Origin of the sequence: Pseudomonas sp. DWP2-2 (genome assembly GCF_049897065.1) — a bacterium.
GTDB lineage: Bacteria > Pseudomonadota > Gammaproteobacteria > Pseudomonadales > Pseudomonadaceae > Aquipseudomonas > Aquipseudomonas paracarnis.
Window position 1 is genome coordinate 70757 of sequence record NZ_JAFCVN010000014.1, and the last position, 24200, is coordinate 94956.

The 24200-nt window shown below is 60.9% G+C and carries 21 protein-coding genes, 4 tRNA genes and 1 pseudogene; 7 read left to right on the forward strand and 19 right to left on the reverse strand.

Translation table 11 applies throughout. The features are described from left to right. Entirely contained in the window at window positions 1–1104 is a 1104-nt protein-coding gene (locus ACP7CZ_RS23615) for a polyamine ABC transporter substrate-binding protein (RefSeq protein ID WP_057978149.1), read from the reverse strand. Window positions 1105–1241: 137 nt separating this feature from the next. On the opposite strand from ACP7CZ_RS23615, the gene ACP7CZ_RS23620 reads away from it, so the two are divergent. Further along, window positions 1242–2033: a helix-turn-helix transcriptional regulator gene (locus ACP7CZ_RS23620; protein ID WP_054898854.1), complete on the forward strand. Its 792-nt coding sequence runs from the start codon at window positions 1242–1244 to the stop codon at window positions 2031–2033. A 78-nt stretch (window positions 2034–2111) separates the two neighbouring features. Here ACP7CZ_RS23620 and ACP7CZ_RS23625 read toward each other — a convergent pair. The 4 genes from ACP7CZ_RS23625 to ACP7CZ_RS23640 all read right to left on the reverse strand — a co-directional run bounded on the left by ACP7CZ_RS23625 (window position 2112) and on the right by ACP7CZ_RS23640 (window position 2526). Beyond that, window positions 2112–2187, reverse strand: a tRNA-Gly gene (locus ACP7CZ_RS23625). Window positions 2188–2190: 3 nt separating this feature from the next. After that, window positions 2191–2266, reverse strand: a tRNA-Glu gene (locus ACP7CZ_RS23630). A 105-nt stretch (window positions 2267–2371) separates the two neighbouring features. After that, window positions 2372–2447: transfer RNA gene (locus ACP7CZ_RS23635), tRNA-Gly, on the reverse strand. A 3-nt stretch (window positions 2448–2450) separates the two neighbouring features. Then, window positions 2451–2526 (reverse strand) — tRNA-Glu (locus tag ACP7CZ_RS23640). A 359-nt stretch (window positions 2527–2885) separates the two neighbouring features. Between ACP7CZ_RS23640 and ACP7CZ_RS23645 the strand changes: the two genes are divergently transcribed. Continuing rightward, window positions 2886–3656, forward strand: coding sequence for a hypothetical protein (locus tag ACP7CZ_RS23645; RefSeq protein WP_034127216.1), 771 nt, complete (start codon window positions 2886–2888; stop codon window positions 3654–3656). Between the two features lie 292 nt (window positions 3657–3948). Then, the gene (locus ACP7CZ_RS23650; protein ID WP_294156088.1) at window positions 3949–4761 is read left to right on the forward strand and encodes an alpha/beta fold hydrolase; all 813 of its coding nucleotides are present in this window, start codon (window positions 3949–3951) and stop codon (window positions 4759–4761) included. Window positions 4762–4797: 36 nt separating this feature from the next. Here the strand turns inward: ACP7CZ_RS23650 and ACP7CZ_RS23655 are convergent, their stop codons facing one another. The 4 genes and pseudogenes from ACP7CZ_RS23655 to ACP7CZ_RS23670 all read right to left on the reverse strand — a co-directional run bounded on the left by ACP7CZ_RS23655 (window position 4798) and on the right by ACP7CZ_RS23670 (window position 9253). Continuing rightward, window positions 4798–5679, reverse strand: a complete 882-nt coding sequence (locus tag ACP7CZ_RS23655; RefSeq protein WP_370721009.1) for a methyl-accepting chemotaxis protein — start codon at window positions 5677–5679, stop codon at window positions 4798–4800. After that, window positions 5656–6798: pseudogene (locus ACP7CZ_RS23660) on the reverse strand (HAMP domain-containing protein); the annotation flags it as partial. The gene ACP7CZ_RS23655 and the pseudogene ACP7CZ_RS23660, both read right to left, overlap by 24 nt. 80 nt (window positions 6799–6878) lie before the next feature. Then, window positions 6879–8291, reverse strand: a complete 1413-nt coding sequence (locus ACP7CZ_RS23665; protein WP_054898851.1) for a PLP-dependent aminotransferase family protein — start codon at window positions 8289–8291, stop codon at window positions 6879–6881. Between the two features lie 200 nt (window positions 8292–8491). Further along, entirely contained in the window at window positions 8492–9253 is a 762-nt protein-coding gene (locus ACP7CZ_RS23670; RefSeq protein WP_262020438.1) for an SDR family oxidoreductase, read from the reverse strand. A gap of 229 nt (window positions 9254–9482) precedes the next feature. On the opposite strand from ACP7CZ_RS23670, the gene ACP7CZ_RS23675 reads away from it, so the two are divergent. Beyond that, window positions 9483–10490, forward strand: a complete 1008-nt coding sequence (locus tag ACP7CZ_RS23675; RefSeq protein ID WP_089042713.1) for an NADP-dependent oxidoreductase — start codon at window positions 9483–9485, stop codon at window positions 10488–10490. Between the two features lie 122 nt (window positions 10491–10612). Here the strand turns inward: ACP7CZ_RS23675 and pyrF are convergent, their stop codons facing one another. Further along, window positions 10613–11311: an orotidine-5'-phosphate decarboxylase gene (pyrF, locus tag ACP7CZ_RS23680; RefSeq protein ID WP_003190068.1), complete on the reverse strand. Its 699-nt coding sequence runs from the start codon at window positions 11309–11311 to the stop codon at window positions 10613–10615. A gap of 259 nt (window positions 11312–11570) precedes the next feature. On the opposite strand from pyrF, the gene ACP7CZ_RS23685 reads away from it, so the two are divergent. Both ACP7CZ_RS23685 and ACP7CZ_RS23690 read left to right on the forward strand, forming a co-directional pair. After that, complete coding sequence (locus ACP7CZ_RS23685; RefSeq protein WP_034127268.1) at window positions 11571–12335, forward strand: response regulator; 765 nt, start codon at window positions 11571–11573, stop codon at window positions 12333–12335. Then, window positions 12335–13366: a sensor histidine kinase gene (locus ACP7CZ_RS23690; protein ID WP_089042712.1), complete on the forward strand. Its 1032-nt coding sequence runs from the start codon at window positions 12335–12337 to the stop codon at window positions 13364–13366. The genes ACP7CZ_RS23685 and ACP7CZ_RS23690 overlap by 1 nt, the downstream gene beginning before the upstream one ends. Window positions 13367–13522: 156 nt before the next feature. On the opposite strand, the gene ACP7CZ_RS23695 is transcribed toward ACP7CZ_RS23690, so the two are convergent. From ACP7CZ_RS23695 to ACP7CZ_RS23735, 9 genes are all read right to left on the reverse strand, one after another. After that, on the reverse strand, window positions 13523–14587 hold the full coding sequence (locus ACP7CZ_RS23695) for an AI-2E family transporter (protein ID WP_003190063.1): 1065 nt from the start codon (window positions 14585–14587) through the stop codon (window positions 13523–13525). Window positions 14588–14659: 72 nt separating this feature from the next. Then, window positions 14660–15478 carry a DUF4892 domain-containing protein gene (locus ACP7CZ_RS23700; RefSeq protein WP_054920057.1) on the reverse strand — a complete coding sequence of 273 codons (819 nt, stop codon included), beginning with the start codon at window positions 15476–15478 and terminating at the stop codon, window positions 14660–14662. Between the two features lie 102 nt (window positions 15479–15580). Further along, window positions 15581–16435: an alpha/beta hydrolase gene (locus ACP7CZ_RS23705; protein WP_054920059.1), complete on the reverse strand. Its 855-nt coding sequence runs from the start codon at window positions 16433–16435 to the stop codon at window positions 15581–15583. Then, a complete protein-coding gene (locus tag ACP7CZ_RS23710) occupies window positions 16432–17235 on the reverse strand; it encodes an alpha/beta fold hydrolase (protein ID WP_057976723.1) in 804 nt (267 codons plus the stop codon). Before ACP7CZ_RS23710 ends, ACP7CZ_RS23705 begins: the two co-directional genes overlap by 4 nt. A gap of 97 nt (window positions 17236–17332) precedes the next feature. Then, window positions 17333–17776, reverse strand: coding sequence for a hotdog fold thioesterase (locus ACP7CZ_RS23715; RefSeq protein WP_014717751.1), 444 nt, complete (start codon window positions 17774–17776; stop codon window positions 17333–17335). 30 nt (window positions 17777–17806) lie between these two features. Then, window positions 17807–19459, reverse strand: coding sequence for an AMP-binding protein (locus ACP7CZ_RS23720; RefSeq protein ID WP_294156148.1), 1653 nt, complete (start codon window positions 19457–19459; stop codon window positions 17807–17809). A gap of 597 nt (window positions 19460–20056) precedes the next feature. Continuing rightward, the gene (gene sixA / locus ACP7CZ_RS23725; protein WP_072448129.1) at window positions 20057–20506 is read right to left on the reverse strand and encodes a phosphohistidine phosphatase SixA; all 450 of its coding nucleotides are present in this window, start codon (window positions 20504–20506) and stop codon (window positions 20057–20059) included. After that, window positions 20503–20850, reverse strand: coding sequence for a DUF4389 domain-containing protein (locus tag ACP7CZ_RS23730; protein WP_054899024.1), 348 nt, complete (start codon window positions 20848–20850; stop codon window positions 20503–20505). The genes sixA and ACP7CZ_RS23730 overlap by 4 nt, the downstream gene beginning before the upstream one ends. Window positions 20851–20860: 10 nt before the next feature. Beyond that, on the reverse strand, window positions 20861–21886 hold the full coding sequence (locus ACP7CZ_RS23735) for an NAD(P)H-dependent glycerol-3-phosphate dehydrogenase (protein ID WP_034127205.1): 1026 nt from the start codon (window positions 21884–21886) through the stop codon (window positions 20861–20863). Window positions 21887–22079: 193 nt separating this feature from the next. Between ACP7CZ_RS23735 and ACP7CZ_RS23740 the strand changes: the two genes are divergently transcribed. Then, a complete protein-coding gene (locus ACP7CZ_RS23740) occupies window positions 22080–24200 on the forward strand; it encodes a TonB-dependent receptor plug domain-containing protein (protein ID WP_082423475.1) in 2121 nt (706 codons plus the stop codon).

Sequence of the window (24200 nt, forward strand, 5' to 3'; positions counted from 1 at the left end):
TCACGTACCGCTTTTGACCTTGGTCCAGACCCGTGTGCGAATGCGCTCCGCCTTCAGCGGCAAGGGCTCAAGCGGAACCAGTGTGGCCATGGTCTTTTTATCGGGATAAATCCAAGGGTTATCCCGCAACTTTTGCTCGACGAACTCAGTGGCATCTTTGTTGGCGTTGGGATAGAGCATGTAGTTGGACGTCTTGGCTATCACCTGCGGCTGCAGCATGTAGTTGATGAACGCCAGAGCGGCCTTTGGGTGGCGAGCATCCTTGAGCAACACCCAGTTTTCAGACCAGACCAAGGCGCCTTCGCGCGGCAGGCTGTAGGCAATCTTGCGGCCGCTGTTGGACTTTTCATTAATCGCCTGAGCGGCCAGCGCACCATTGGCCCAGCCGACGACTGCACAGATATTGCCGTCCGCCAGGTCGGCGTCGATTCTGGACGAGTCGAAATAGAGCACATAGGGACGGATTTTCAACAGCAGCGCCTGGGCCTTCTGGTAATCCTCTGGATCGGTACTGTTACTGGGCAACCCCAGGTAGTGCAAGGCGATCGAAATGATTTCGCTGGGGGAGTCGAGCATGGCTACGCCACAAGACTTGAGCTTGCTGATGTTTTCTTCTTTGAAGATCAGGTCCCAACTGTCCACCGGGGCGTCATCGCCCAGCGCCGCCTTGACTTTATCCACGTCGTAGCCAATGCCAGTGGTACCCCAGACATAGGGCACGGCGTAGCGATTGCCTGGGTCATTGACCGCCAGCAGGGAGAGGATGTCAGGGTCGATGTGCGAAACGTTACTCAACTGCGCGCGATCCAGCGGCTGCAGCACCCCAGCCTTGATCAAGCCGGGTAATACATTGGAGGTGGCCACGACCAGGTCATAGCCGGTGCGCCCAGCCATGACCTTGCTCTGCATGATTTCGGCGCTGTCGAAAGCATCCATATGCAGCTTGATGCCGGTCTCCTGCTGGAATTGCCTGGGCGTCTGCGGTTCAAGAAACCCGAACCAGTTATACAGATACACCGAAGATTCAGCGGCGGCTGCGGGCGTGCTGGTTGCAGCCCCCAGGAGCGAAGCTAAAAAAATAGCTCGCAAGTGTGCTCGACTCATATGACTATCCCTGTCCACACGACACGCCTTCATGGCTATCGTAAGCTCGGGGTGAATATACCGAGCATCAACGAATAGTAAATACCTACAAGTACTTAGCTCTGGCCTGCAAAGCCCTAACCCTAAAGGGGTAGAACATGTCGCTTGACCTTCATAGCCTGGCTTGGCACCGATCGGTTGGAAAACTGATCATGCAGCTCAATCGCCCGGAGTTCTGGAGTTCGTTGATTCGCGTATTGAATGAATATGTGCAGATAGATAATTGGGTGGTGCTGGTTTTTGGCGACCACGCGGTGCGCGTGATCAGCCTGCCCGAAGTAGCAGACAGCGAAGAAATCGACGCCTTTATTCACCGCTATGTGAAAGGCCTGTATCTGCTGGACCCGTTCTATATCGCTGATCGAGAAAACCCACAGAGCGGGTTCTTCCATCTGCTCGATATTGCGCCGGAACACTTCCGGGAAACCGAGTACTACCAACAATATTTCGCGCAATACATCTCGGTCGATGAGGCGCAATACAATGTACGGCTCGATGCCGGCACAACGCTGTGCATGTCGTTTGGCAGCAACCTGCGATTCACCCAGGCGCAGATAACAGTATTGGACCTGATCAAGCCGTGGGTGACGGCATTGATGCATCAACGCATGTTTTTTGAAACTGACCCGACGAAAAACCTCGCCGAGCCGGCCCCATGGGCCGAGGCACTTACTCAGTTGGAAACACAAGTAACGGCACGTGAAAAGGACGTGCTCAAGTTACTCCTCAGTGGGTTCTCCAACAAAGAGATCGCCGGCAAGCTGTCGCTGTCGACAGAAACCATCAAGGTCCACCGCCGCAACATCTACAGCAAGCTGAATATCAAATCTCAGTCCGAACTGTTTGCGCGTTTTTTCATGCCACGGCAAGAGATCCCTTCGACGCTTTGAACGGGGTGGTGCGCTGGCGAAGTAAATTGCGCACAAACAAAAACGCCGATCATCACTGATCGGCGTTTTCGTTAAATATGGAGCGGGAAACGAGACTCGAACTCGCGACCCCGACCTTGGCAAGGTCGTGCTCTACCAACTGAGCTATTCCCGCAAATGGCGTCCCCTAGGGGACTCGAACCCCTGTTACCGCCGTGAAAGGGCGGTGTCCTAGGCCACTAGACGAAGGGGACACGCTACTGAAACACATGGTGTGTGTTCCAGTGCCCAGAGGCCTTGTCCGAAGACTTGGTCCTGGTTTCACTCAATGCCGCCCGAAGGCCACACTGCTTGTAAATTGGAGCGGGAAACGAGACTCGAACTCGCGACCCCGACCTTGGCAAGGTCGTGCTCTACCAACTGAGCTATTCCCGCATATGGCGTCCCCTAGGGGACTCGAACCCCTGTTACCGCCGTGAAAGGGCGGTGTCCTAGGCCACTAGACGAAGGGGACACACCTACAACATTCACTCCCTACCGCGTTTCGCTGTGTGCTTTACGCTGTAAGTGGCGCGCATTCTATGGATGGATTGAAAGGTCGTCAACCCCCAAGGATAAATTTATTTAAATCAATGACTTCGCCATGGTTTCACGGCCTTCGCGGGCATTGGCACCGTCCGAGCCTTGGCGCCTATATTCTGGCGTTCGACAAGACGCTATAGTTCACCCTGACAAATGATGGCAATGTGCATCCATTCAGGAAGCGCCTACCTATATAGAAGAAATCACCTGGGCAACTGGTCGATCGGTCCTATCCGCCGGATGACCCAGTCACTACACTCCACAGCACACCCTATTAAAGAGGTCACACCGGTGACACCACTCATGATCACCCTGCTGGTAATAGCCGGGATCGTAATACTGATCGCCATTGGCTACATGAACCACGTGGTGGAAAACAACAAGCTGGAAAAGAAGCGTACCGAGATCGAGCTTAACGATCGGCTGCGTCGCTGCGGTGAAATCACCGAGACCTTCCCCGGCCAACTGATGACCCCAGCGCTCAAGCTGTTGCTGGCTCGCCTGGAACTGAACGTCAACCAGCGCCTGTTGAACCTCAACAAGTCCAGCACACCGCTCAAGGCCCGCATCAACGAACTGAATGCGCTGATCGCCCAAGGCGAATCGATTCCGGTGCCCAACCCACCGGCCCCGATCCAGACCGAAGCCAAGGCCAAGGACGTGCGCTTCCTACTCGAAGCCCTGCACGGCCAAGTCACCCGCGCCGCCCAGGATGGCTTCCTGCCGACCAACGAGGCCAAGCACTGGATCAAGGAAATCCGTCATATCCTGGTGCTGCTGCATATCGAGTTTTTCAACAACCTCGGCCAGCACGCCCTGCTGCAAGGCCAACCCGGCCAGGCACGCCTGGCGTTCGAGCGCGGCGTGCAGTACCTGCGCAAACAACCGGAGCCGGTGCTCTACAGCGCCCAGTTGCAACTGCTGGAGTCCCAACTGGCGCGCGCCAACTCCACAGTGCTGACCAACAGCAAGCCGGCCGAGGACGAAGTCAACGAGCTGACCGAGGGCTTGAAAGTCGTCGATGCCGACGCCGAGTGGAAGAAGAAAGCGATCTACGATTGATGGCATCGCGAACCCAATGCTCATAGCAACGAAGATCAAAGGTGGTGGCTTGCCTGCGAAGACGTCGGCCCAGCAAACATTGATGTTGACTGACACACCGCTTTCGCGAGCAAGCCCGCTCCCACAGTGGGATTGTGGGGTGTCAGGTAGGTGAGCATCGGCTGGCAGGCCTTCATCGCAGGCAAGCCAGCTCCCACAGTGAAATCATCACATGCCATCAATGTGCACCTATCCCCCCGCTCCCGACTAGCGTAAAAAAGTGCCCCTCACTCCGTGAAATTAGAGGCCTGTTATGCCTGTCGCCGTGATTGATGGACAACCGCTGCACTATATCGACCAGGGCGCCGGCCCTGTCGTGCTACTGGGTTCGAGTTACCTGTGGGCCAGCGACATGTGGGCGCCGCAGATTGAAGCGCTGTCGCAGCAATACCGCGTGATCGTCCCCGAGTTGTGGGGCCACGGTGAGTCCGGGCCGTTGCCAGCACCCACTCATTCCCTGGATGACCTCGCCCGCCAGGCCCTGGCGTTGCTGGATCATCTTAGTATCGAGCAAGCCAACCTGGTGGGCCTCTCGGTCGGCGGCATGTGGGGCGCACGCCTGGCATTGCAGGCTCCCGAGCGCATCAACAGCGTAGTGCTGATGGACACCTACCTCGGGGCCGAACCCGAAGCAACGCGCCAGTACTATTTCTCCCTGTTCAAGATGATTGAAGACGCCGGGGCGATCCCGGAACCGTTGCTGGATGTGATCGCACCGATCTTCTTCCGCCCGGGCATCGACCGCGAATCCGCGCTGTACCGGGATTTTCGCCAGTCACTGCAAGACTTCCCCAGAGAACGTTTGTTGGACAGTATCGTGCCGCTGGGCCGCCTGATCTTCAGCCGCGAAGACATCCTGGAGCAATTACCTGGCTTGGACGCCGACACCACCTTGGTGATGTGCGGCGAACAGGACAAACCCCGGCCACCTGCAGAATCCAAGGAAATGGCCGACCAGATTGGTTGCGACCTGATCCTGATCCCCGAGGCTGGGCATATCTCAAGCCGCGAGAACCCCGACTTCGTCAACGAGGCGCTGCTGACCTTCCTCGCCAACCACGCCTGATCGTCCTGCCCTCAGATCGCAGCGTCTACGCTGCGATCAAAGGCGGAAATGCCCCACCATCCCCTTGAGTTGCGCGCCCAACTGCGCCAACTGGATGCTCGAGGCGGCATTGCCTTGCATGCTCAACGCCGAATGATCGGCACTCGCCCGAATACTGGTGACGCTGCGGTTGATCTCTTCGGCCACCGAGCTTTGCTCCTCGGCGGCGGCGGCGATCTGTTGGTTCATCTGCTGGATCAATGAAACAGCCGCCGCAATGCTGCCCAAGGCTCCTTCGGTTTCCAGCGCATCACTGACCGCCAGCTTCACCAACTCGCCACTCTGCTGGATCTGCTGCACCGAGGACTGCGCCGCACTGCGCAGCGTGCTGACCAGCCGTTCGATTTCCTCGGTCGATTGCTGGGTGCGCTTGGCCAATGCCCGCACTTCATCGGCCACCACTGCAAAGCCACGCCCCTGCTCACCAGCACGCGCCGCCTCAATCGCAGCGTTCAAAGCCAGCAAGTTGGTCTGTTCGGCCACGCTCTGGATCACGCTCAAGACGGTACCTATATTCTGGATTTGCGCGCTGAGGCTTTCGATACTGGCGCTGGCACTGTTGCTGGATGTGGCCAGCAACTCGATACGCTGCAGACTCATGCGCACCACCTGCTGGCCGCTATCGACCTTGGCATCCGCGGTCTGCGCGGCCTGGGCAGCCTGCTCGGCATTGCGTGCCACATCGTGCACCGTGGCGGTCATCTGGTTCATCGCCGTAGCGACTTGCTCGGTTTCGTCCTTCTGGTTGCTGACTTCGGCAGTGGTTTGCTCGGTGACGCTGGACAATGAATGCGCGGAGCTGGCGAGCTGTTCGATCCCCGCCTGCAACCCGCTGACCATCTGGCTCAAGCTGTTGCCCATCTGCTGCATCGCCTGCATCAGCTGGCCGATTTCATCACGCCGGCTGATCTCCATGCGCCCACTCAGGTCACCCGAGGCGATCTGCTGAGCCACGGCGATCACCGCCCGCAACGGCGCAACAATCAAGCGGGTGATCACCCATGCAGCGATCAAGCCCACCAGCAGCGCCAGGGCAGATGAACCGATGATCAGCAGCGTGCTGTGCTGCAACTGCGTTTGCATGGACTGGTCTTCGGCGGCGTACGCCTGGTTGACCCGATTCACCACTTGCTCGGCGCGGTCATGCAACTGGGTGTAGACCACTTTTTCCTGGGCCAACAGCCCTGTGTATTCGCCGAGCTTTTCACTGAACGACGCGATATGCCCGGAGACTTCATTGAGCACGGTCTGGTAGCCGGGGTCCTTGACCGTGGTTTTGAGTTTCTCGACTTCAGCCAGGGCCTGGTCGGCTTGCTCGATCTTGCCCTGCCCGGCGTCGTCTGCGTCCGCCCTGCGGCTCTGATCCAGGCGCACCCGCGCCTCGTTCATGGCCTGCAACATCAGACGCGACACCTGGCTGACCTGCCCCGCCTGCTCGATAAACTCCGCGCCCTCCTTGCCTTGGCTTTCCTTGAGGCCATAGGCACCGTCGTCCGCCAGCCCGGCTTGCAGCACATCCAGGTTATTGGCCACGCTGGACACCGACCAACTGGCCATTTCCAGGGCGAGGTCCTTGGTCTGGGTCAACTCGACGAACTCATCGAATGCCTGGCGATAGGCGACCAAGGCTTGCTCAACGTCACCCATCACTCGCTCGTTGCTGGCAGACCGAGCCTTGAGACGCCTGGCCTGGGCCAGCAGCGCATCGACACTGGCATGCAGGGCATCAACGGCCTTGGGGTCGGCGTGCAACGCATAGTCCTGCTCGATCAAGCGCACCTTGAGCAGGTCGCTGTTGAGCGTGGACATCGACGTAAGGCCTTCGAAGCGCTGGCCGATGGTCTGCAGGGACCACACACCGATGGCCGCTACCAAGGCCGTCAGCAGCAGTACCAGGGTAAACCCCAAGCCGAGTTTTTTTGCCATACCGAGGTTGGCGAAACGTCGTTGCACGCCCGAAATCATTGCACTTGATCCTCTTGCAATGGCAAATGCCATAAGCCAGGTTTACAAGCAGCGAGATTCGCAACCCCGAGGCACTGAGCACAAGCCGCTGGCGCCGGAATAATGGCAAAAAGCTACATGCGCGTCGTTTTCAGAATGGTCGAGGTCGATCTTGCCGCGCCCATGGCTCGGAACAGCGTCAATGCGCGTTGATCAGCCGCGTAGGCCACATTGATGCGTAACCATTCGCTGCGCTCACCCGTGGGGCTGAACAATGCGCCGGGCGACAGCAACACACCCAGCCGCTGGGCGCAGGCTTGCAATCGCGAGGGGTCGGCCATGCCTGGTCGTGCCCACAGGAACATACCGCCCGCGGGTGCGGCAAATACCTGCCACTCTTCATCCTCCAGTACCTGCAACGTGGCGGCCATCTGCGCATTCAAGCGCTTGCGCAGGCGCTGCATCCACTTACGATAAGTGCCGTTACTCAGCAACGTCGCCACCATGGCTTCGGCAAACCGTGAAGTGCCGATGCCTGTCAGGGTCTTGAGCTGGGCCAATTGCGTAATGATCGCAGCACTGGCACACAGGTAACCCACGCGCAGGGCGCTGCTCAGGGTTTTGGAAAAGCTCGACACATAGATCACCCGATCATCATGGGCCAGCGCTGACAAGCGCGTGCAACTGGCATGCTGCAGGTCGCCGTACACATCCTCTTCGATAATCAGGAAGTCGAGTTCGCGGGCCAGCTCCAACAACCGCTCCGCCACCGGACGGCACAGGCTGGTGCCGGTGGGGTTGTGATACAGGCTGTTGATGAACAGGCACTTGGGCCGATGGGTTTGCAGCAGCGCTTCCAATGCCGGGATATCCGGGCCGCCATGGGCACGTGGCACTTGCAGCAGCGTGACCCCTCGAAAGGCCAGTTGGCGGTAGAGATTGCCATACCCGGGTGTTTCGACCACCACCTCATCACCGGGCTTGAGCAACGTGCGTATCAGCAGGTCCTGGGCATGGCTGGCGCCATGGGTGGTCAGGATACAGTCCAGGCTGGCGGGCACGTGAATCTGCGTCAGGCGCTTGAGCAGTTGTTCGCGCAACGCCGGCAGCCCCAAGGGTGTGCTGTAGTTGAACAGGCCACCAGTGTCGGTACGGCTCAGTTCACGGATCGCGTAGCTGATGTCATCGCTTTCGCGCCAAGTGTCGGGTAACCAACCGCAGCCCAACTTCAGCTCGCCCAGCGGGCTATCGGTAAATGCACCCCAGCCTTGTTCCGCACCTTCATACCAATGGTTTTCGTGGGCCGTGGCGGGATGCGCCACCACGAACCCCGAACCCTGCCTGGGAGCCAGCAGCCCCTGGGCCACCAAGCGCTCGAATGCCTCGATCACGCTGGACTGGCTCAGCAGGTTATCGAGGGCCAATTGGCGAATGGACGGCAAGCGTGTGCCAGGGCTCACCCCCTCCTTGCGAATCCATTCTGCCACCGCGCCGACGATCTGCTGAACAACCGGTACCAGGGCTTGTCGATCGATCCCTAAATCCATGAGCCACTCACTTAAACTGTCTGTTAACCCAAAACAGTTAAGCACAGAAGCCTAGTAAAACCGGTCGCCAAGTTTTATTAAAGTATTGATTTTATTAGATTATTTACCTTCGGAAACATATTCAGCCACGGCACTCTGCCAGCTATGGAAACGCCCCACATCACCCCGCGCTCTTTTCAAACAGCGTGCCAAGCGCGGTCCTAGATCGCCGTCGCGCCACCGTCCACCGCCAGGGCCAGACCGGTGGTAAACGCTGCGCCATCACTGCACAGGTACAACACGGCGCTGGCGATTTCCTCAACCTTGCCAATGCGTCCCACCGGGTGCATGGCTGCGGCAAACTCAGCCTTGCGTGGGTCGGCCTCATAGGCGCGACGAAACATGTCGGTATCAATCACGGCCGGGCAGACGGCATTCACGCGAATTTTCTTCTTCGCGTACTCGATGGCCGCCGATTTGGTCAGGCCAATCACCGCATGCTTGGACGCCGCATAGATGCTCATCTTCGGTGCCGCCCCCAGCCCCGCCACCGATGCGGTGTTGACGATGGCCCCACCGCCCTGGGCCAACAGCAACGGCAACTGATACTTCATGCACAGCCACACGCCTTTGACGTTAACCCCCATGATGGCATCAAATTCATCAAGACTGCCGTCGGCCAGCTTGCCCTTTTCGATCTCGATGCCGGCGTTGTTGAAGGCGTAGTCCAGGCGCCCATAGGTGGCGACGGTTTGTGCCATCAATTGCTGCACGTCCGTGTCGAGCGTGACGTTGCAGCGCACAAATATCCCTTCGCCACCGGCCTGGTGGATCAGTGCCACAGTGCCCTCGCCTCCTGCCACATCAAGGTCCGCGACCACCACCTTCAAGCCTTCGGCGGCGAATGCCAGCGCGGTGGCGCGGCCAATACCAGCAGCGGCGCCGGTCACCAAGGCGACCTGGCCGGAAAACGTCATGCTCATGGGAACTGTCCTGTGGGGGTTAGTAACGGTGGAGCGAGTCTAGCCAACGCCCGCAGCCGTGCGTCAGCACTATCAGAAGGCCGGTTGGCGCTGCATGAATCGCAGTGATAAAGCCGCCCGGCTGATTATCAGCGAAGCCTATTACCGGGCATTCGCCTGCTTTGCACACCCTTGCCCTTCTGCCACTGAGGGTCTATCACTCATGTTCCATTTCTAAAGAGTCCTTGCCATGACCGCCCAGACCAACCGCCAATTTCTGCTCGCCAAACGCCCGGTCGGTGCCGCCACGCGAGAGACCTTCACTTACCAGGAAGTGCCAGTGGGCGAACCCCAGGACGGCCAAGTGCTGGTGCGCAATGAATACCTGTCCCTCGACCCGGCCATGCGTGGCTGGATGAATGAAGGCAAGTCCTACATCCCACCAGTAGGCATCGGCGAAGTGATGCGCGCCTTGGGCGTAGGCAAGGTGATTGCCTCGAAGCATCCGAACTTCGCGGTGGGGGACTACGTAAACGGTGCACTGGGCGTGCAGGATTACTTCCTCGGCGAGCCCCGTGGTTTCTATAAGGTGGACCCCAAGCTGGCACCTCTGCCCCGCTACCTGTCCGCCCTGGGCATGACCGGCATGACGGCGTACTTTGCCCTACTGGAGACCGGCGCCCCGAAAACCGGTGACACCGTGGTGATCTCCGGTGCTGCCGGTGCCGTGGGTAGCATCGCCGGGCAGATCGCCAAGCTCAAAGGCTGTCGCGTGGTGGGGATCGCCGGTGGCGCCGAAAAGTGCAAGTTCCTGGTGGATGAGCTGGGCTTCGACGCCGCCATCGACTACAAAACTGAAGACGTGCCCGCCGCCCTCAAGCGCGAGTGCCCCAAAGGCGTGGACGTGTATTTCGATAACGTCGGCGGCGATATTCTCGACGCCGTGCTCAGCCGCCTGGCGCTCAAAGCCCGCGTAGTGATTTGCGGCGCAATCAGCCAGTACAACAACAAGGAAGCGGTCAAAGGCCCGGCCAACTACCTGTCATTGCTGGTCAATCGTGCGCGCATGGAAGGCTTTGTGGTGATGGACCACGCGGCGAACTTCGCGGCGGCGGGCCAGGAAATGGCCGGTTGGATGGCCCAGGGCAAGCTCAAGAGCAAGGAAGATATTGTCGAAGGGCTGGAGACATTCCCGGAAACGCTGATGAAGCTGTTCAATGGCGAGAACTTCGGGAAGTTGGTGCTCAAAGTCAGCTGACACACCACAAAAACAGATGTGGGAGCTGGCTTGCCTGCGATGCAAGCAACTCGGTCTCTAAGTGATACCGAGTTGATACTATCGCAGGCAAGCCAGCTCCCACATTTTTGCCGCTCTAAAAATCAGGCGATCTCGGCGACGACCGCTGCCAACGCCTTGGCAGGATCCGCCGCCTGGCTGATCGGACGGCCAATCACTAGGTAATCCGAGCCCGCATCCAGGGCCTGGCGTGGGGTCAGGATGCGGCGCTGGTCATCCTGGGCGCTGCCGGTAGGACGGATACCCGGTGTCACCAGTTGCAGCGAGGGGTGAGCGTTCTTCAGGGCCTGGGCTTCCAGGGCTGAACACACCAGGCCGTCGAGGCCGGCTTTCTGCGCCAGGGCTGCCAGGCGCAACACCTGAACCTGCGGCTCGATATCCAGGCCAATGCCCGCCAGGTCCTCGCGCTCCATGCTGGTGAGCACGGTTACACCGATCAACAACGGTTTTGGGCCGCTGCGCTGTTCCAGCACTTCGCGGCAGGCGCTCATCATGCGCAGGCCACCGGAGCAGTGCACATTGACCATCCACACGCCCATCTCGGCCGCGGCTTTGACGGCCATCGCCGTGGTGTTGGGGATGTCATGGAATTTCAGATCCAGGAACACTTCGAAGCCTTTGTCACGCAGGGTGCCGACGATTTCCGCCGCGCAACTGGTGAACAGTTCCTTGCCGACCTTGACCCGGCAAAGCTTGGGGTCCAACTGGTCAGCCAGCTTCAGTGCGGCGTCACGGGTGGGGTAATCCAGGGCGACGATGATAGGAGTCTGGCAGACGGACATTGGAATGGGCTCTCAGGCAAGTCGAAATCGGCGCGGATTGTAGCGCAAGCAGCGCCGTTGCGGGATCCGATGATCGGTAAATACCGATCAAGCGCCCAATATAGGCGATTCAGGATGATTGTTTCAGCGCCGATACATTCACGACATGCCCTCAATACGCCGTCCGGCTAGCCTCGCGCACATGACCGCCCGCCCAGCACTTCCAGCCCTGGAACTGGGCGCCTATGCTGACAGCCACAATCAGGCAGATGACCTCGCTATGCATACCCCTTGCGACCCTGTAAACGAAGCGCCAAAAGACGCGGTGATCGCCGAAGACAAGCGCTGGAACACCCGCGCGCTGATTGTCGACGACGACGTACCGATCCGCGAACTGCTGATCGACTACTTGGCACGCTTCAATATTCTCGCCTCAGGCGTCACCGACGGCACCGCCATGCGCCAAGCCATGCAAGCGGAGACCTTCGATGTGGTGGTGCTCGACCTGATGCTGCCGGGCGAAGACGGGCTGACATTGTGCCGCTGGCTGCGCGCCGAGTCGGACATTCCGATCCTGATGCTCACCGCCCGCTGCGAACCCACCGACCGCATCATCGGCCTGGAACTGGGGGCAGACGACTATATGTCCAAGCCGTTCGAACCCCGGGAACTGGTCGCGCGTATCCAGACAATCTTGCGCCGGGTGCGTGATGACCGCACCGAACAGCGGGCCAATATCCGTTTCGACAATTGGCGCCTGAACAGCGTGCTGCGCCAGTTGGTGGCCGATGATGGCCTGGTGGTGCCGCTGTCCAACGCCGAGTTTCGTTTGTTGTGGGTGTTCATCGAACGCCCGCGCCGTGTGCTGAGCCGCGAACAGCTGTTGGACGCGGCCCGTGGGCGCTCTATCGAGGCCTTTGATCGCAGCATCGACTTGCTGGTGTCGCGCCTGCGTCAGAAGCTGGGGGATGACCCCAAGGCTCCGCAACTGATCAAGACCGTACGCGGCGAAGGCTACCTGTTCGACGCCCGGGATATCGGTTGATGCGCGCGCCCTTCAATACGCTGTTCGGGCGACTGTTCGGCCTGTTGCTGGTGGCGATTGTGCTGGCCCATGTGCTGGCGTTCTTCTGGTTCCACCACTACGGCCCGCCGCCACCGCCCCGCGCGGCGTTCGTCGAACAACCGGACGGCAGTCTCACGCCCTTGCGCAAGGCGCCTCGCCCCTGGTTTGGCGGCCCGGTGGTACCCCTGACATTTCAATTTATCTCGCTGATCATCGCCGCCTGGTACGGCGCCAAACTGCTGAGCCGGCCGATCCAGCGCCTGAGCGCGGCGGCCGAGCGCTTGAGCGTCGACCTCGACAGCCCGCCCCTGGTGGAATCCGGCCCTCGCGAAGCGCGCCAGGCGGCCTCGACCTTCAACCTGATGCAAAAGCGCATCCGCGAACAAGTCAGCCAGCGCGCCCGCATGCTCGGCGCGGTCTCCCATGACCTGCGCACCCCCCTCTCGCGCCTCAAGCTGCGCCTGGAACAGATCGAAGACCCCAAGTTGCAAGGTCAGATGCGCCAAGACCTGGACGACATGATCGGCATGCTGGATGCCACCTTGAGCTACCTGCACGAACAGCGCACCAGCGAGACACGGCATTGGCTCGACGTACAGGCATTGGTGGAATCCCTGAGTGAAAACGCTCAGGACCAAGGCCGCGACGTGAAATTTTCCGGCACCTGTACACCGTTGCAGGTACAGCCGATGGCGCTGCGCTCATGCCTGAACAATTTGATCGACAACGCCCTGCGCTATGCCGGCACCGCCCGGGTAGAACTGGCCGACAGCCGCGGCGCCCTGGTGATACGGGTGATCGACCACGGCCCGGGAATCGCCGCCGATAAGCGCGAAGCGGTGTTCGAGCCGTTCTTTCGCCTGGAGGGTTCGCGCAACCGCAATTCCGGAGGGGTCGGTTTGGGGATGACCATTGCCAGGGAGGCCGTCGAGCGACTCGGCGGCCACCTGAGCCTGGAAGATACACCGGGCGGTGGGTTGACGGCGGTGATGTGGTTGCCGAGGGTCTAAGCACTCCCATTTACCTGACGCGCCGCGAACCAAATGTGGGAGCTGGCTTGCCTGCGATTGCGCAGTGTCAGTCGATGAAGTGTTGGCTCGCCCACCGCTATTGCAGGCAAGCCAGCTCCCACAAGTACCGCGGCGCACCACAGTTAGGTACACCCATCAGTTACAGGGTTTGTCTTCACGACGCACTTGCGCCTGGCTCGCGCTCCAGTCTGTCAACAGGCTGTAGGCCACCGCCAGCAACGTCGGGCCAATAAACAGGCCGATAAAGCCGAACGCTATCAACCCACCAAACACACCCAACAGCACAATCACCAACGGCAGGTTGCCGCCACGGCTGATCAGGTACGGCTTGAGCACGTTATCCACGCCGCTGATCACGAACGTGCCCCATACGCCCAGAAATACCGCGTAGGTGTAATCGCCCTTCCAAGCCAGCCACGCCGTGGCCGGAATCCACACCAGCGGCGGCCCCATGGGAATAAGGCTGAGCAGGAAAGTCACGATACCCAGCACCAGCGCGCCCGGTACGCCAGCGATCAGAAAGCCGATCAGGGCCAGCAGCGCCTGGGCCGCAGCGGTGCCGATCACACCATTGACCACCCGCTGCACCGTGCCGGCCACCAGTTCGATGTAATAGCCAGCGCGCTCGCCAATCAGGCGCTCCAACAGGCGGTGCACAAACATCGCCAGGCGCGGCCCGTCACGGTAGAAAAAGAATACGAAGACCAGGCTCAGGGTCAGCTCAAGAATGCCGCCGCCAATTTGCGCACTGCGCGCCAACAACCAATTGCCGACCTGGCCCAGGTACGGCTTGATGCTCACCATCAGCGCCGCGCCTTGTTGATCAATGCTGTCCCAGGTCGCCACCAGGCGCTCGCCTACGAAGGGGATCGACCCCAACCAGGTCGGCGCCTCGGGCAAGCCGTCGACCTGGATGTCCTTGATGAGAGCCACCGCATCACGCACATGGTCAGCCAGGTTGAACCCAAGCCATACCAATGGCACCGCCACCAGCAACATCCACCCCAACGTCAGGATGCCAGCGGCCAGGGACTCTCGGCCGCCGAGCCAACGGGTGAGCAAACGCATCAGCGGCCAGCTGGCAAATGCCAGCACCGCGCCCCAGAACAGCGCCGACCAGAACGGCGCCATGACCCAGAAGCTGGCACCAAACAGCACCAGCAGCAGGATTTGCACCAGCAGGCGATCGTTATTGAGCATCGGGTATCTCGAAAAGAAGGCTGTAGGAAGAGAGCTTAGGCGAACGGCACGGGTCCGTTCGCCCTGTGGTGCTTAGCGTATCAGATGCAGATGCAGCCCTTGGGTTTCACCGGTGCCGGTTTCCAGACGGGCGGTGCGCACGCCCTTCTCCACCAGCGCCTGGCGCCAGGCCTCGGCCTGCGGCCCGCTCAGGCTCACGCGCAGGGTGGTGTCGAGGTTCAAGGCTCGGGATATCAAGGTCAGCCAGGTGTCGTCAGGCTCGGCGCCCAGCGCGGGAAAATCCAGCTCGCCGGTACTTTTGAGTTCACGCAGCAGGGTGGCCGAGGTGGGCAGCAGTTCGCCCAAGGGCGCGCTGGCGTCGAGTTGCTCCACATGCAGGTAGGCGCGGCGGTTACCACGTGTGATCCCGTACAGCGCGACCAGGGAATTGTCCTGCGGGGCGGCCAGGCGTAGCAGCAGGTATTCCTGTTGGCCGTCGGCGCCCACCAGCTTGGCGTTGCCAAACACTTCGTTGGCCCACAGGCTGCTTTCGCCACAATCGCGGGCCTTGCACCAGAACAACAACTGCGCACCCTTGGCCTGCAAAGCTTCGCGCGTTGCGGTAAAGGCGGCGCTGGAGCTGTGTTCGGCGGGCAATTCATAGGTGATTGCAGTGGCTGGGCCGCGTGCGATGGCCTGGCCTTCATAACGCAACTGGCCGCTGATCTTGCGGATCGCGCCCATGGGGTAAATGCGTTCCTTATCTTCAGCGGGGCGGTAATCGACGATTTGCGCATCAACCTGACGGGCTACCGCCGGTAGATCCTGGCTGCCGGGCAGATCGGCGGCAAATACCAGGGGGCTGAAACAACAAAGGCCCAGGGCACGGATACATCCTTTACCCAGGCTCATCGGATCAGTGAGCCCTGGCCAATGTTGGTCACAGCGATATCGAGTGTGTTCATGGTTGACTCCCTTTCAATCCGCCCAGCCTCGGCAGTTGACCCCGCCAAGTCAAGGCGTGGAGAAGAACCGATTGAAACAGTCTGCAACAAGAGCCGCACCGGGCTCGTCATTCAGGTGTAAATGATGGCCGCCTGGCAGCGTGGTAACCGTGAAGGGTAGCTGAGAAAGCAATTCGGAATGTTTCGCCAGCATGCCGTCAGCCGCGACCACCAACTGGGTAGGGCACCCTACCCTTCGCACGAAAGCCATGGCTTGTTCGTCGGTCAGGCGCATCGGCGACGCCAGGGTCAGGCGGCTATCGCTGCGCCAGGTGTAACCGCCTGGTACGGGCATCAAACCGCGCTGGGCCAGGAGCTGCGCTGCTTCACGGCTGACCGCGACCACGCCTTTCATCCGCGCCTCGACCGCTCGATCAAGGCTGTTGTAGACCGGCTTGCGCTTGTCCTGCAGGCTCAATTGCGCCTGCAACGCCATGCCCAGGCGCTCGGCCGCGTTCTCGCCACTGGCGGTCGGTGGGATCACGCCGTCAATCAGGCCCAGGTGTGTCACCCGCTCCGGCAAGGCCCCGGCCAATACCAGAGAGACGATGGCGCCCAGGGAGTGGCCAAGTAATGCAAAACGTTTCCAGCCCAGTTGCTCAGCCACCTGCAGCACGTCATAGACGTAATCCCACAAGGCATAACCGGCGCCAGCCGGGCGATGCGCCGAATGCCCATGCCCCGCCATGTCCAGGGCGACGATGCGCAACCCTCGCAGCTTGGGCGCCAGGCGCGCAAAGCTGTTGGCGTTGTCCAGCCAACCATGGAGGGCAATTACCGGCAGGCCGTCCTCGGGCCCGAACAGATGCGCGGCCAGTTCGATGTGCGGCAGGCTCAGGCGTACCTCTTCGACGGGCGTACTCATGCGCAACTGCGCTCACGGGCCTGCCAGCGGGCGAACAGGGTCTTGATCAAGGCAGCAGTGTCCTGAGGGCGTTCGAGGGGAAACATATGGCCGCCGGGCATGGTGAGCATTTCGCCCATGGGCAAGCGGTCAACACCGCTGGCATGGTGACGCATCACCACCCGGCTCTGGCGGCCACGCACCACGGCCAGCGGCACCTTCAACTGGCGCACCTGGCCCGGGCTGGTGTGGGGCACGCCGCGATAGATGCTGATTTCGGTGGCTGGGTCGAACCGCAGGCGCAGGCGATCGCCCACTTGCTGCAGGCCATGTTGCAGGTACGCGTCAAAGCAATCGGGGTCAAAGCCACGGAACAGGGTCTTGCCGGCGAAATAGCTGCGCGCGGTGTCCAGGTCGGTGAATTCTTCGCGCCGGCCAAGCGTGCGCCCAGCCGGGGTGAGTCGGTCGATAAAACCAAAGCGCTTGGCAGCGCGGATCACCCAGCGGTCTGCGCGGGTGAGCACCGGCGAATCCAGCATCACCACGCCCCGGTACAGCTGCGGGCAGCGCATGGCCGCGTGTAAATGCAGCACGCCACCCAGGGAATGGCCCACGCCCCATACCGGCTCTGGCTGCTGCTCCAGATGATGGATCAGCTCGTCCACCAGGTTTTGCCAGTTATCATCCACCGGGAACCTGGGGTCGTGACCGTGCTGCGGCAGATGGGCCACCGCATATTCCGGGGCCAGGGCGGCAAACAGCTTGCCGTAGGTGGCCGAAGGGAAGCCATTGGCGTGGGTAAAAAACACGTGCTGCGACATACAGGTTCCATCAACAAAAACAGAGGGGGATTGTCACCATGCCCGGCCCCTACAGCAATGACTGTAACTGCCAGGAATGATGACACTCACGCCACGCCTATCGCGCCGGCGGTTGTTCACCCAGCGGCACCACGGCCATGGTCAGGCGCGAGACACAACTGGCCTTGCCCTCGTCGCTGCTCAGGCGGATGTCCCACACCTGGGTAGTGCGCCCGATATGAATAGCCTTGGCCACCGCAGTTACCCGGCCGCTGCGCACGCCGCGCAGGTGGTTGGCGTTGACCTCCAGGCCCACGCAATAGAACTTGCTTGCATCAATGCACAAGTAGGCGGCCATGGAGCCGACACTTTCGGCCAGCACCACCGAGGCGCCGCCGTGCAGCAGGCCGTAGGGCTGATGGGTGCGGTGGTCGACCACCATGCTGGCGGTAAGGGATTCGTCGTCGAAGCTTTCGAAACGAATATCCAGCATTTCACCGATGGTGTTTTTCTGGATCGCGTTGAGGTGTTCGATATTCGGTTGGGTACGCCACAGGCTCATACGGTTGTCCTTGTTGGTTTTATTACGGCCCTAATCCTGCCACAAAACGGTTTCGGCGCGTGCGCTCCATGCTTGCAATTGTGGCCCGTACGTCGACTCGATCACGTTGCGTTTGATCTTCAAGGTCGGCGTGAGAAAACCGTTTTCCACCGCCCATTGGTCTTTCACCACCACCAATTGCCCCATGCGTTCGTGCTTGTCCAGGCCTGCGTTCACCTGTGCCAGCCAGCGTTCAAGACCACCGCCGAGGGCTTGGCGGTCCTCGCCGGGTGCCGACAACACGCACAGCCCTATCGGCGCACTGAGCCCCTCGCCGACCACACACACCTGTTCAATACGTGCATGTTCGGCCAGGCGGTTTTCAATCGGCGCCGGGGCTACGTATTTGCCTTTGCTGGTCTTGAAGATTTCCTTGAGACGTCCGGTCAGGCGCAGGCGACCGTCCGCGTCCTGCTCGCCCTTGTCACCCGTCCGCAGGAAGTCATCTGCGGTGAGCGTATCCGCGGTTTTCTGCGGGTCCTTGAAGTAGCCCAACATGGTCGCGCCACTGTGTACCTGCACTTCGCCTGACGGGTCGATACGCACTTGCACGCCTGGGCAGGGCTGGCCGATCCAACCGAGCGTTTGCCCACCTGGGCGACACACATGGGAATAGCCGCAGTTTTCGGTCATGCCGTACACCTCCAGCACATCCAGGCCCAGGCGCTGATACCAACGCAGCAACGCCTCGGGCACCGGCGCGGCGCCGGACAGGGCGATGCGCAGCGCATCCAGCCCCAGGCCGGCGAGAATTTTATGGCCGACGCGTTTGCCGATAAAAGGCAGGCGTAACAGGGTATCGAGGCGTGTTTCCGGGATTTTGGCGTAGACGCCCAGTTGGAATTTGGTCCAGATGCGCGGCACGCCAAACAAGGCCGTCGGCCGCGCCCTGCGCAGATCGGTGAGGAAGGTTTCCAGGCTCTCGGCGAAAAAAACGGTTTGCCCGGTATAGATCGACGCCATTTCTACAAACATCCGCTCCGCCACATGGCACAGCGGCAGGTACGACAGCAACCGGTCGCCCTCCCCCAGGCCAAACAGCTCAGTACCGCCCGAAGCAGCAAACCCCAAGGCGCCGAAACTGTGCATCACCCCTTTAGGCAGGCCGGTCGTACCGGAGGTGTAGATGATAGTGGCCAGGCTGGCGGCATCCGGTAGCGGGTTGTCCTGGATCGGTGAACAGGCTTGCAGGTCCGCCCAACTGAAATCGAAAGTCTCTTCAGGAGGGCACAGCGGCAGACTGATAGTCGGCACACCCGCAGGAACGCCAGGCGCCATTGCCGACCAATCATCCAGCTTGCCGATCAGCGCCAACCGCGCCTGCGAGTGAGTCAGCACATGGGCGACTGAGTCCGCGGTGAGGTTGGGATAAAGCGGCACCGACACGTGCCCAGCCATCCAGATCGCCAGGTCGGCGATGATCCAGTGGGCGCAGTTTTTTGAAATCAAGGCAATATGCGAGCCCTGGGGCAACTCCCGCGCGCGCAGCCAGTGCGCGGCGCAACGAGCCTGGTGGCCGACCTCGCCCCAGGTGAGGGCCTGCACCTCACCGCCGCCGATGGGCTGAACGAGGAAGACTTTGCGCGGGTGCCGCGCTTCACGCTCGAAGAAGACCTGCAACGGCAAACGAAAAGCGACAGGCATGGGACGCGCTCCTTTGTGATCCAAGATACAGCCAACCAAGCACTTGCTTGGTTGACTGTATAGCACAGGAGAAGGAAACGGCCTGCCGCTAACCACGATGCGAAGCGAGACGCTCTTGATCTGCTCTCGATCTTAGGCGCCCCCCCAAATCACTGGCGGATTACGGGCACACCGAGCCTGGGCGAGGTGCCGAGTGGTGGGGCAAGAGCCCTTTGGTTACTTTGGGCTGGGCCGGCATTCCGGCTTTGCCAAAGTGACCCGCCGTTCAGGGCGGAACCCTAAGTGGCCGTTACCGCAGGAATGGATATGTACTCGGTATAACGGTGTCGACTGTGAGGCCGTCTTCGCGAGCAAGCCCGCTCCCACAGTGGAATCGTTGGGGCGTCAGCGAGATAGGCGTCGGCTGGCAGGCCGCCTTCGCAGGCAAGCCAGCTCCCACAATTGGATCGCGGGGCGTCAGCAAGATAGCGCCGGCTGGCAGGCCGTCATCGCAGGCAAGCCAGCTCCCACAATTGGATCGCGAGGCGTCAGCGAGATAGGCGCCGGCTGGCAGGCCGTCGCGGGAGCAAGCTCCCTCGCCACAGCGTCGCACGATGCCTAAGGATTCTTCACATCCACCAGACTCATCAAGCCAGCCAACGGAAAGTCACCCTCAAGCTCCGCCAGGCTGGCCGTGTACATCGGCTGTGGCTGGCGCTGATGCCCATGCTGCAGAAAACTGATCAGGCTACCCACCAGCGGTTGGTGGCTAACCAACAGCACGTTGTCATCGGTGTCGAGTTTCTCCAGCACTCGCTGGACATGCCCATCGGGCGTCAGCCACGGCACCGTGCGGATCTCAGGCTCAAACCCCAGCACATCGCGCACCAACTGCGCCGTCTGCTGCGCCCTAACATAAGGGCTGGCAATGATGGCGCCCAAGGGCTGGCCAATCAGGTGCGCAGCACTGCGCAATACTTCAGCACGCCCATGCTCGGTAAGGTTGCGCTCGGCGTCCGTGCGCGCATGCGCTTGGGCCTCGCCGTGACGCAGAATCCATACTTTCATAGCTTCGGCTCTTCATCACGTACCGGGTGCGGTGCCGGCGGTACGCTGTGGGCCGCTTCGCCTTCGGGGGCGCGTGGGGTTGGCCAATCGGCGAACGGCCAGGGCTTTTGTTCGGTGTGGAAGCTGCCGAAGCGGCCAATCTGCGCCAGGAACTGGCTGAGGCTGTCGCCAAAGTTCATCAGGCCCAGGTTCGGTGCGCCGTAGATCAGCCGGTAAACCAATTGCACCACCACCAGCGCACCGAGCAGGAATTGGGCTACCTGCCACACCAGCGCAAACACCAGCATCCACAGGATGCGCAAGACAATCGACTCGTATGGGGGGGCAGCTTTGGGATCGTTCATGACGCGTTCCTCAGTTGAAACCACTGGTGGAAATAAAGTCGACATCGGTCTTGGGCTCGGCCCGCATCAGCAGCTCGATGACCTGGTTCAGGGTGCGCCCTTCGAACAGGATCGCATGCAGGCCGGCGACCAGCGGCATGTACACGCCCACTTCCTGGGCCTTGGCCTTCAAGACCTTGAGGGTGTTGACCCCCTCGGCCACTTCGCCCAGACGCGTCACCGCTTCCTCCAGGCTCAGCCCTTGGCCCAAGGCGAACCCGACCTGGTAGTTGCGGCTTTTGGGCGAAGAACAGGTGACGATCAAGTCCCCTACGCCCGCCAGGCCGAGGAAGGTCATCGGGTTGGCGCCCTGGTTCACCGCAAAACGTGTCATCTCGGCCAGTGCGCGGGTAATCAGCATGCTCTTGGTGTTTTCGCCCATGCCCAGGGCCACGGCCATGCCAGCAATGATCGCGTAGACGTTTTTCAAGGCCCCGCCCAATTCGACGCCGAAGCGATCGCCGCTGGCGTAGACCCGGAAGGTACGGCCGTGCAACACGGCCTGGACGCGCTCGCACAAAGCCTCGTCCTCACTGGCGACCACGGTGGCGGTCAACGCGTGCTCGGCGACTTCCCGCGCAAGGTTTGGCCCGGACAGCACGCCAATGCGCGCCTGAGGGGCGATTTCGGTGAGGATTTCACTCATCAACTTGAAGGTGTGGGCTTCGATGCCCTTGGTCAGGCTGACCAGTAACTTGCCGGCCAAGCGTTCGGCGTGTGGCGCCAGTACCGAGCGCAAGGCGCTGGAAGGCAGCGCGACAAAGCACAGGTCGCAGGCCGTGAGGGTTTCCAGCAGGTCGGTCACCGGCTCGACGGCGGGATGAATCTTGATACCTTTAAGGTAACGAGGGTTTTCGCGATGCACGCGAATGGCTTCGGCCTGCTCGGGGTCGCGCATCCACTGGCGCACCGCGTGACCGTTCTCGGCCAGCAGGTTAGCCACGGCGGTCCCAAAACTTCCGCCTCCCAGGACCGCAATAGGGCGCTGTTCAGTCATATGCAATCCGTTAATCCATACCAGTGGCGATGGCGGCATTATACGGGGCGCCCCGCTTGCGGCCAGCCCCCGTATCAATTCGCGCGAGTCAGAAAATGCCAGAGGCGTGCGAAGTAAATGCAAGTCCGACGACTGGCAAACAGCCGCACCTCGGTTAACATGGGCGGCTATCCGCAATTAACAAGGCCGTGCCGTGTATCTGGGCCCTCCTCCTCGCTCATCATTGTTGTTGGTGCTGTTGTGCGCTACCTGCTCGCATGCCGACGATCTGTTCCTCGACAGCCAGCCGCTGCCGCAGGTCTTGACCGCCACGCGTCTCAAGCAATCGGCCGCCGCCGTGCCCGGCAGCATGACGGTGATCGACAGTGAGCTGATCAAGGCCAGCGGTGCCCGGGACATCTCGGAACTGCTGCGGCTGGTCCCGGGGATGATGGTCGGCTACACCAGCGGCAACCAGGCGTCGGTGAATTACCATGGCACCAGCGCCAGTGACGCACGGCGCATGCAGGTGCTGATCGACGGTCGCTCGGTCTACCGCGCCGGCCTGGCCACGGTGGATTGGAGCGATATCCCAGTGGCCATGGAGGACATCGAGCGCATCGAGGTCTTTCGCGGCCCCAACACCGTCAGCTACGGTGCCAATGCGCTGATGGCGGTGGTGAATATCCTCACCCGCTCGCCAGCCAACAGTCACGGCTCGCGGGTAAAGGTCATCCGTGGCGAGCGTGGCATCAATGACTTCTATGCCAGCCAGGGTGTGGGCTGGGAGACCGGCGATTTGCGCTTGTCTCTGTCCGGGCAACAGGACGATGGTTTTGACAGCGACGCGGTCGGCGCCGACCGCCGTGACGGGCGTCGCCTCAACCGTTTCAGCCTGGCGGTGAGCCAGGCCTTGAACGCGCAACAAAGTCTCGATTGGCAACTGAACGTCAAGGAAGGCACCAACCAGCGCCCTTATACCTACACCCCGGTGTTTGCCGGAATTACCGAAGGCGGCACTAATTCCGATGTCACCGCCAAGGACTACGCAGGCTCCCTGCGCTGGAACTTCGACTTCAACCCCGACCACAGCCTGTATATCCAGGGCTCGGCACAGCAATGGGACCGCAAGCAAATCTGGAAAGCCTGTGACGCCAAGGCCTCGTTCAGCCCTGAACTGACCCAGTTATGGCAGCTCAACCCCAACTATGCCGAATTGCTGGCACGGCACATGGACACCTACAGCCAAGGCTCCGCCCCACCGGGTAACGCCGCCGAACAGGCCTTGGCCAACCAGGTGCTGGACCAGTGGCGCAACGGTGCCAACCAAAGCGTGTGCGGCGATATCGACCAAAGCACCCGCGAAAGCCGCTACGACGTGGAGATCCAGGACACGCTCAGCCTCTCCGACAGCCTGCGCCTGGTCAGCGGTATGAATTACCGCTATGACCGCGCCGACTCCGAAACCTACTTCAATGGCACCCTGGACGACACCACCTGGCGCCTGTTCGGCCACCTGGAATGGCGCGCCAGCGAGCACTGGCTGCTGCAAGGTGGCGCCATGTACGAAGACACCCACCTGAGCGGCAACTCGCTCACGCCGCGTGTGGCGGTCAATTACCTGATCAATCCTCGCCACGGCTTGCGCGCGGTGTACTCCGAGGCAATCCGCTCGCCGGACATGTTCGAGAACAACGTCAATTGGAGCTACCGCGTCACCAATCTCAGCTCCCCGACCTACGGGCAAAACGCCGGTCAATATTTTGTCGTGACGCGCGGCCCTGGCAACCTCGACAAAGAGTTGATGCGCTCGCGCGAACTGGGCTACAACGGCTTCTTTGCCGAGCTGGGGCTGAATGTCGACGTGAAGCTGTTCTATGACGAAATCACCGACATGATCAGCTCGCCGCTGCGCAACAACCAATACATCGCCAGCAACGCCAACAGCTCGCGTTTTAGCGGTGCCGAGTCGCAGTTCGACTGGCGCGTGAGTGACGCCGACCGCCTGCGCCTGACCTATGCTTATGTAGACGCCACCTCCAGCAACCCGCTGGACAAAGCGCAAACCGCGCGTAACAGTGGCTCGGCCGGTTGGCTGCGTGAGTGGGGCCAGGGTTGGTCCAGCGCCTTGTTCTACTATGGCGACGACGCTCTCAACCAATATCGCTTCCAGCGGGTCGACCTGCGGGTGGCCAAGCGCATTGCCGTAGGCAAAGCCAATGTGGAGCTGGCGGGCATGTTGCAGCAACGCCTGGATGACCAGCCCACCACCTGGGCCGACAACAACTACGACCATCGCCACGTTCTCTACTTCAGCGCCGAGCTGGACTTCTGA

Excerpts from the sequence above, each read along its gene's own strand:
- ACP7CZ_RS23615 (WP_057978149.1), bottom strand. The coding sequence starts at position 1,104 with ATGAGTCGAGCACACTTGCGAGCTATTTTTTTAGCTTCGCTCCTGGGG.
- ACP7CZ_RS23695 (WP_003190063.1), bottom strand. The coding sequence starts at position 14,587 with ATGCTCAATAACGATCGCCTGCTGGTGCAAATCCTGCTGCTGGTGCTG.
- sixA (WP_072448129.1), bottom strand. The coding sequence starts at position 20,506 with ATGAAAGTATGGATTCTGCGTCACGGCGAGGCCCAAGCGCATGCGCGC.
- ACP7CZ_RS23670 (WP_262020438.1), bottom strand. The coding sequence starts at position 9,253 with ATGAGCATGACGTTTTCCGGCCAGGTCGCCTTGGTGACCGGCGCCGCT.
- ACP7CZ_RS23620 (WP_054898854.1), top strand. The coding sequence starts at position 1,242 with ATGTCGCTTGACCTTCATAGCCTGGCTTGGCACCGATCGGTTGGAAAA.
- ACP7CZ_RS23720 (WP_294156148.1), bottom strand. The coding sequence starts at position 19,459 with ATGCCTGTCGCTTTTCGTTTGCCGTTGCAGGTCTTCTTCGAGCGTGAA.
- ACP7CZ_RS23735 (WP_034127205.1), bottom strand. The coding sequence starts at position 21,886 with ATGACTGAACAGCGCCCTATTGCGGTCCTGGGAGGCGGAAGTTTTGGG.
- ACP7CZ_RS23655 (WP_370721009.1), bottom strand. The coding sequence starts at position 5,679 with ATGCAGGCGATGCAGCAGATGGGCAACAGCTTGAGCCAGATGGTCAGC.
- ACP7CZ_RS23685 (WP_034127268.1), top strand. The coding sequence starts at position 11,571 with ATGCATACCCCTTGCGACCCTGTAAACGAAGCGCCAAAAGACGCGGTG.
- ACP7CZ_RS23715 (WP_014717751.1), bottom strand. The coding sequence starts at position 17,776 with ATGAGCCTGTGGCGTACCCAACCGAATATCGAACACCTCAACGCGATC.
- ACP7CZ_RS23710 (WP_057976723.1), bottom strand. The coding sequence starts at position 17,235 with ATGTCGCAGCACGTGTTTTTTACCCACGCCAATGGCTTCCCTTCGGCC.
- pyrF (WP_003190068.1), bottom strand. The coding sequence starts at position 11,311 with ATGTCCGTCTGCCAGACTCCTATCATCGTCGCCCTGGATTACCCCACC.
- ACP7CZ_RS23705 (WP_054920059.1), bottom strand. The coding sequence starts at position 16,435 with ATGAGTACGCCCGTCGAAGAGGTACGCCTGAGCCTGCCGCACATCGAA.
- ACP7CZ_RS23650 (WP_294156088.1), top strand. The coding sequence starts at position 3,949 with ATGCCTGTCGCCGTGATTGATGGACAACCGCTGCACTATATCGACCAG.
- ACP7CZ_RS23690 (WP_089042712.1), top strand. The coding sequence starts at position 12,335 with ATGCGCGCGCCCTTCAATACGCTGTTCGGGCGACTGTTCGGCCTGTTG.
- ACP7CZ_RS23730 (WP_054899024.1), bottom strand. The coding sequence starts at position 20,850 with ATGAACGATCCCAAAGCTGCCCCCCCATACGAGTCGATTGTCTTGCGC.
- ACP7CZ_RS23700 (WP_054920057.1), bottom strand. The coding sequence starts at position 15,478 with ATGAGCCTGGGTAAAGGATGTATCCGTGCCCTGGGCCTTTGTTGTTTC.
- ACP7CZ_RS23675 (WP_089042713.1), top strand. The coding sequence starts at position 9,483 with ATGACCGCCCAGACCAACCGCCAATTTCTGCTCGCCAAACGCCCGGTC.
- ACP7CZ_RS23665 (WP_054898851.1), bottom strand. The coding sequence starts at position 8,291 with ATGGATTTAGGGATCGATCGACAAGCCCTGGTACCGGTTGTTCAGCAG.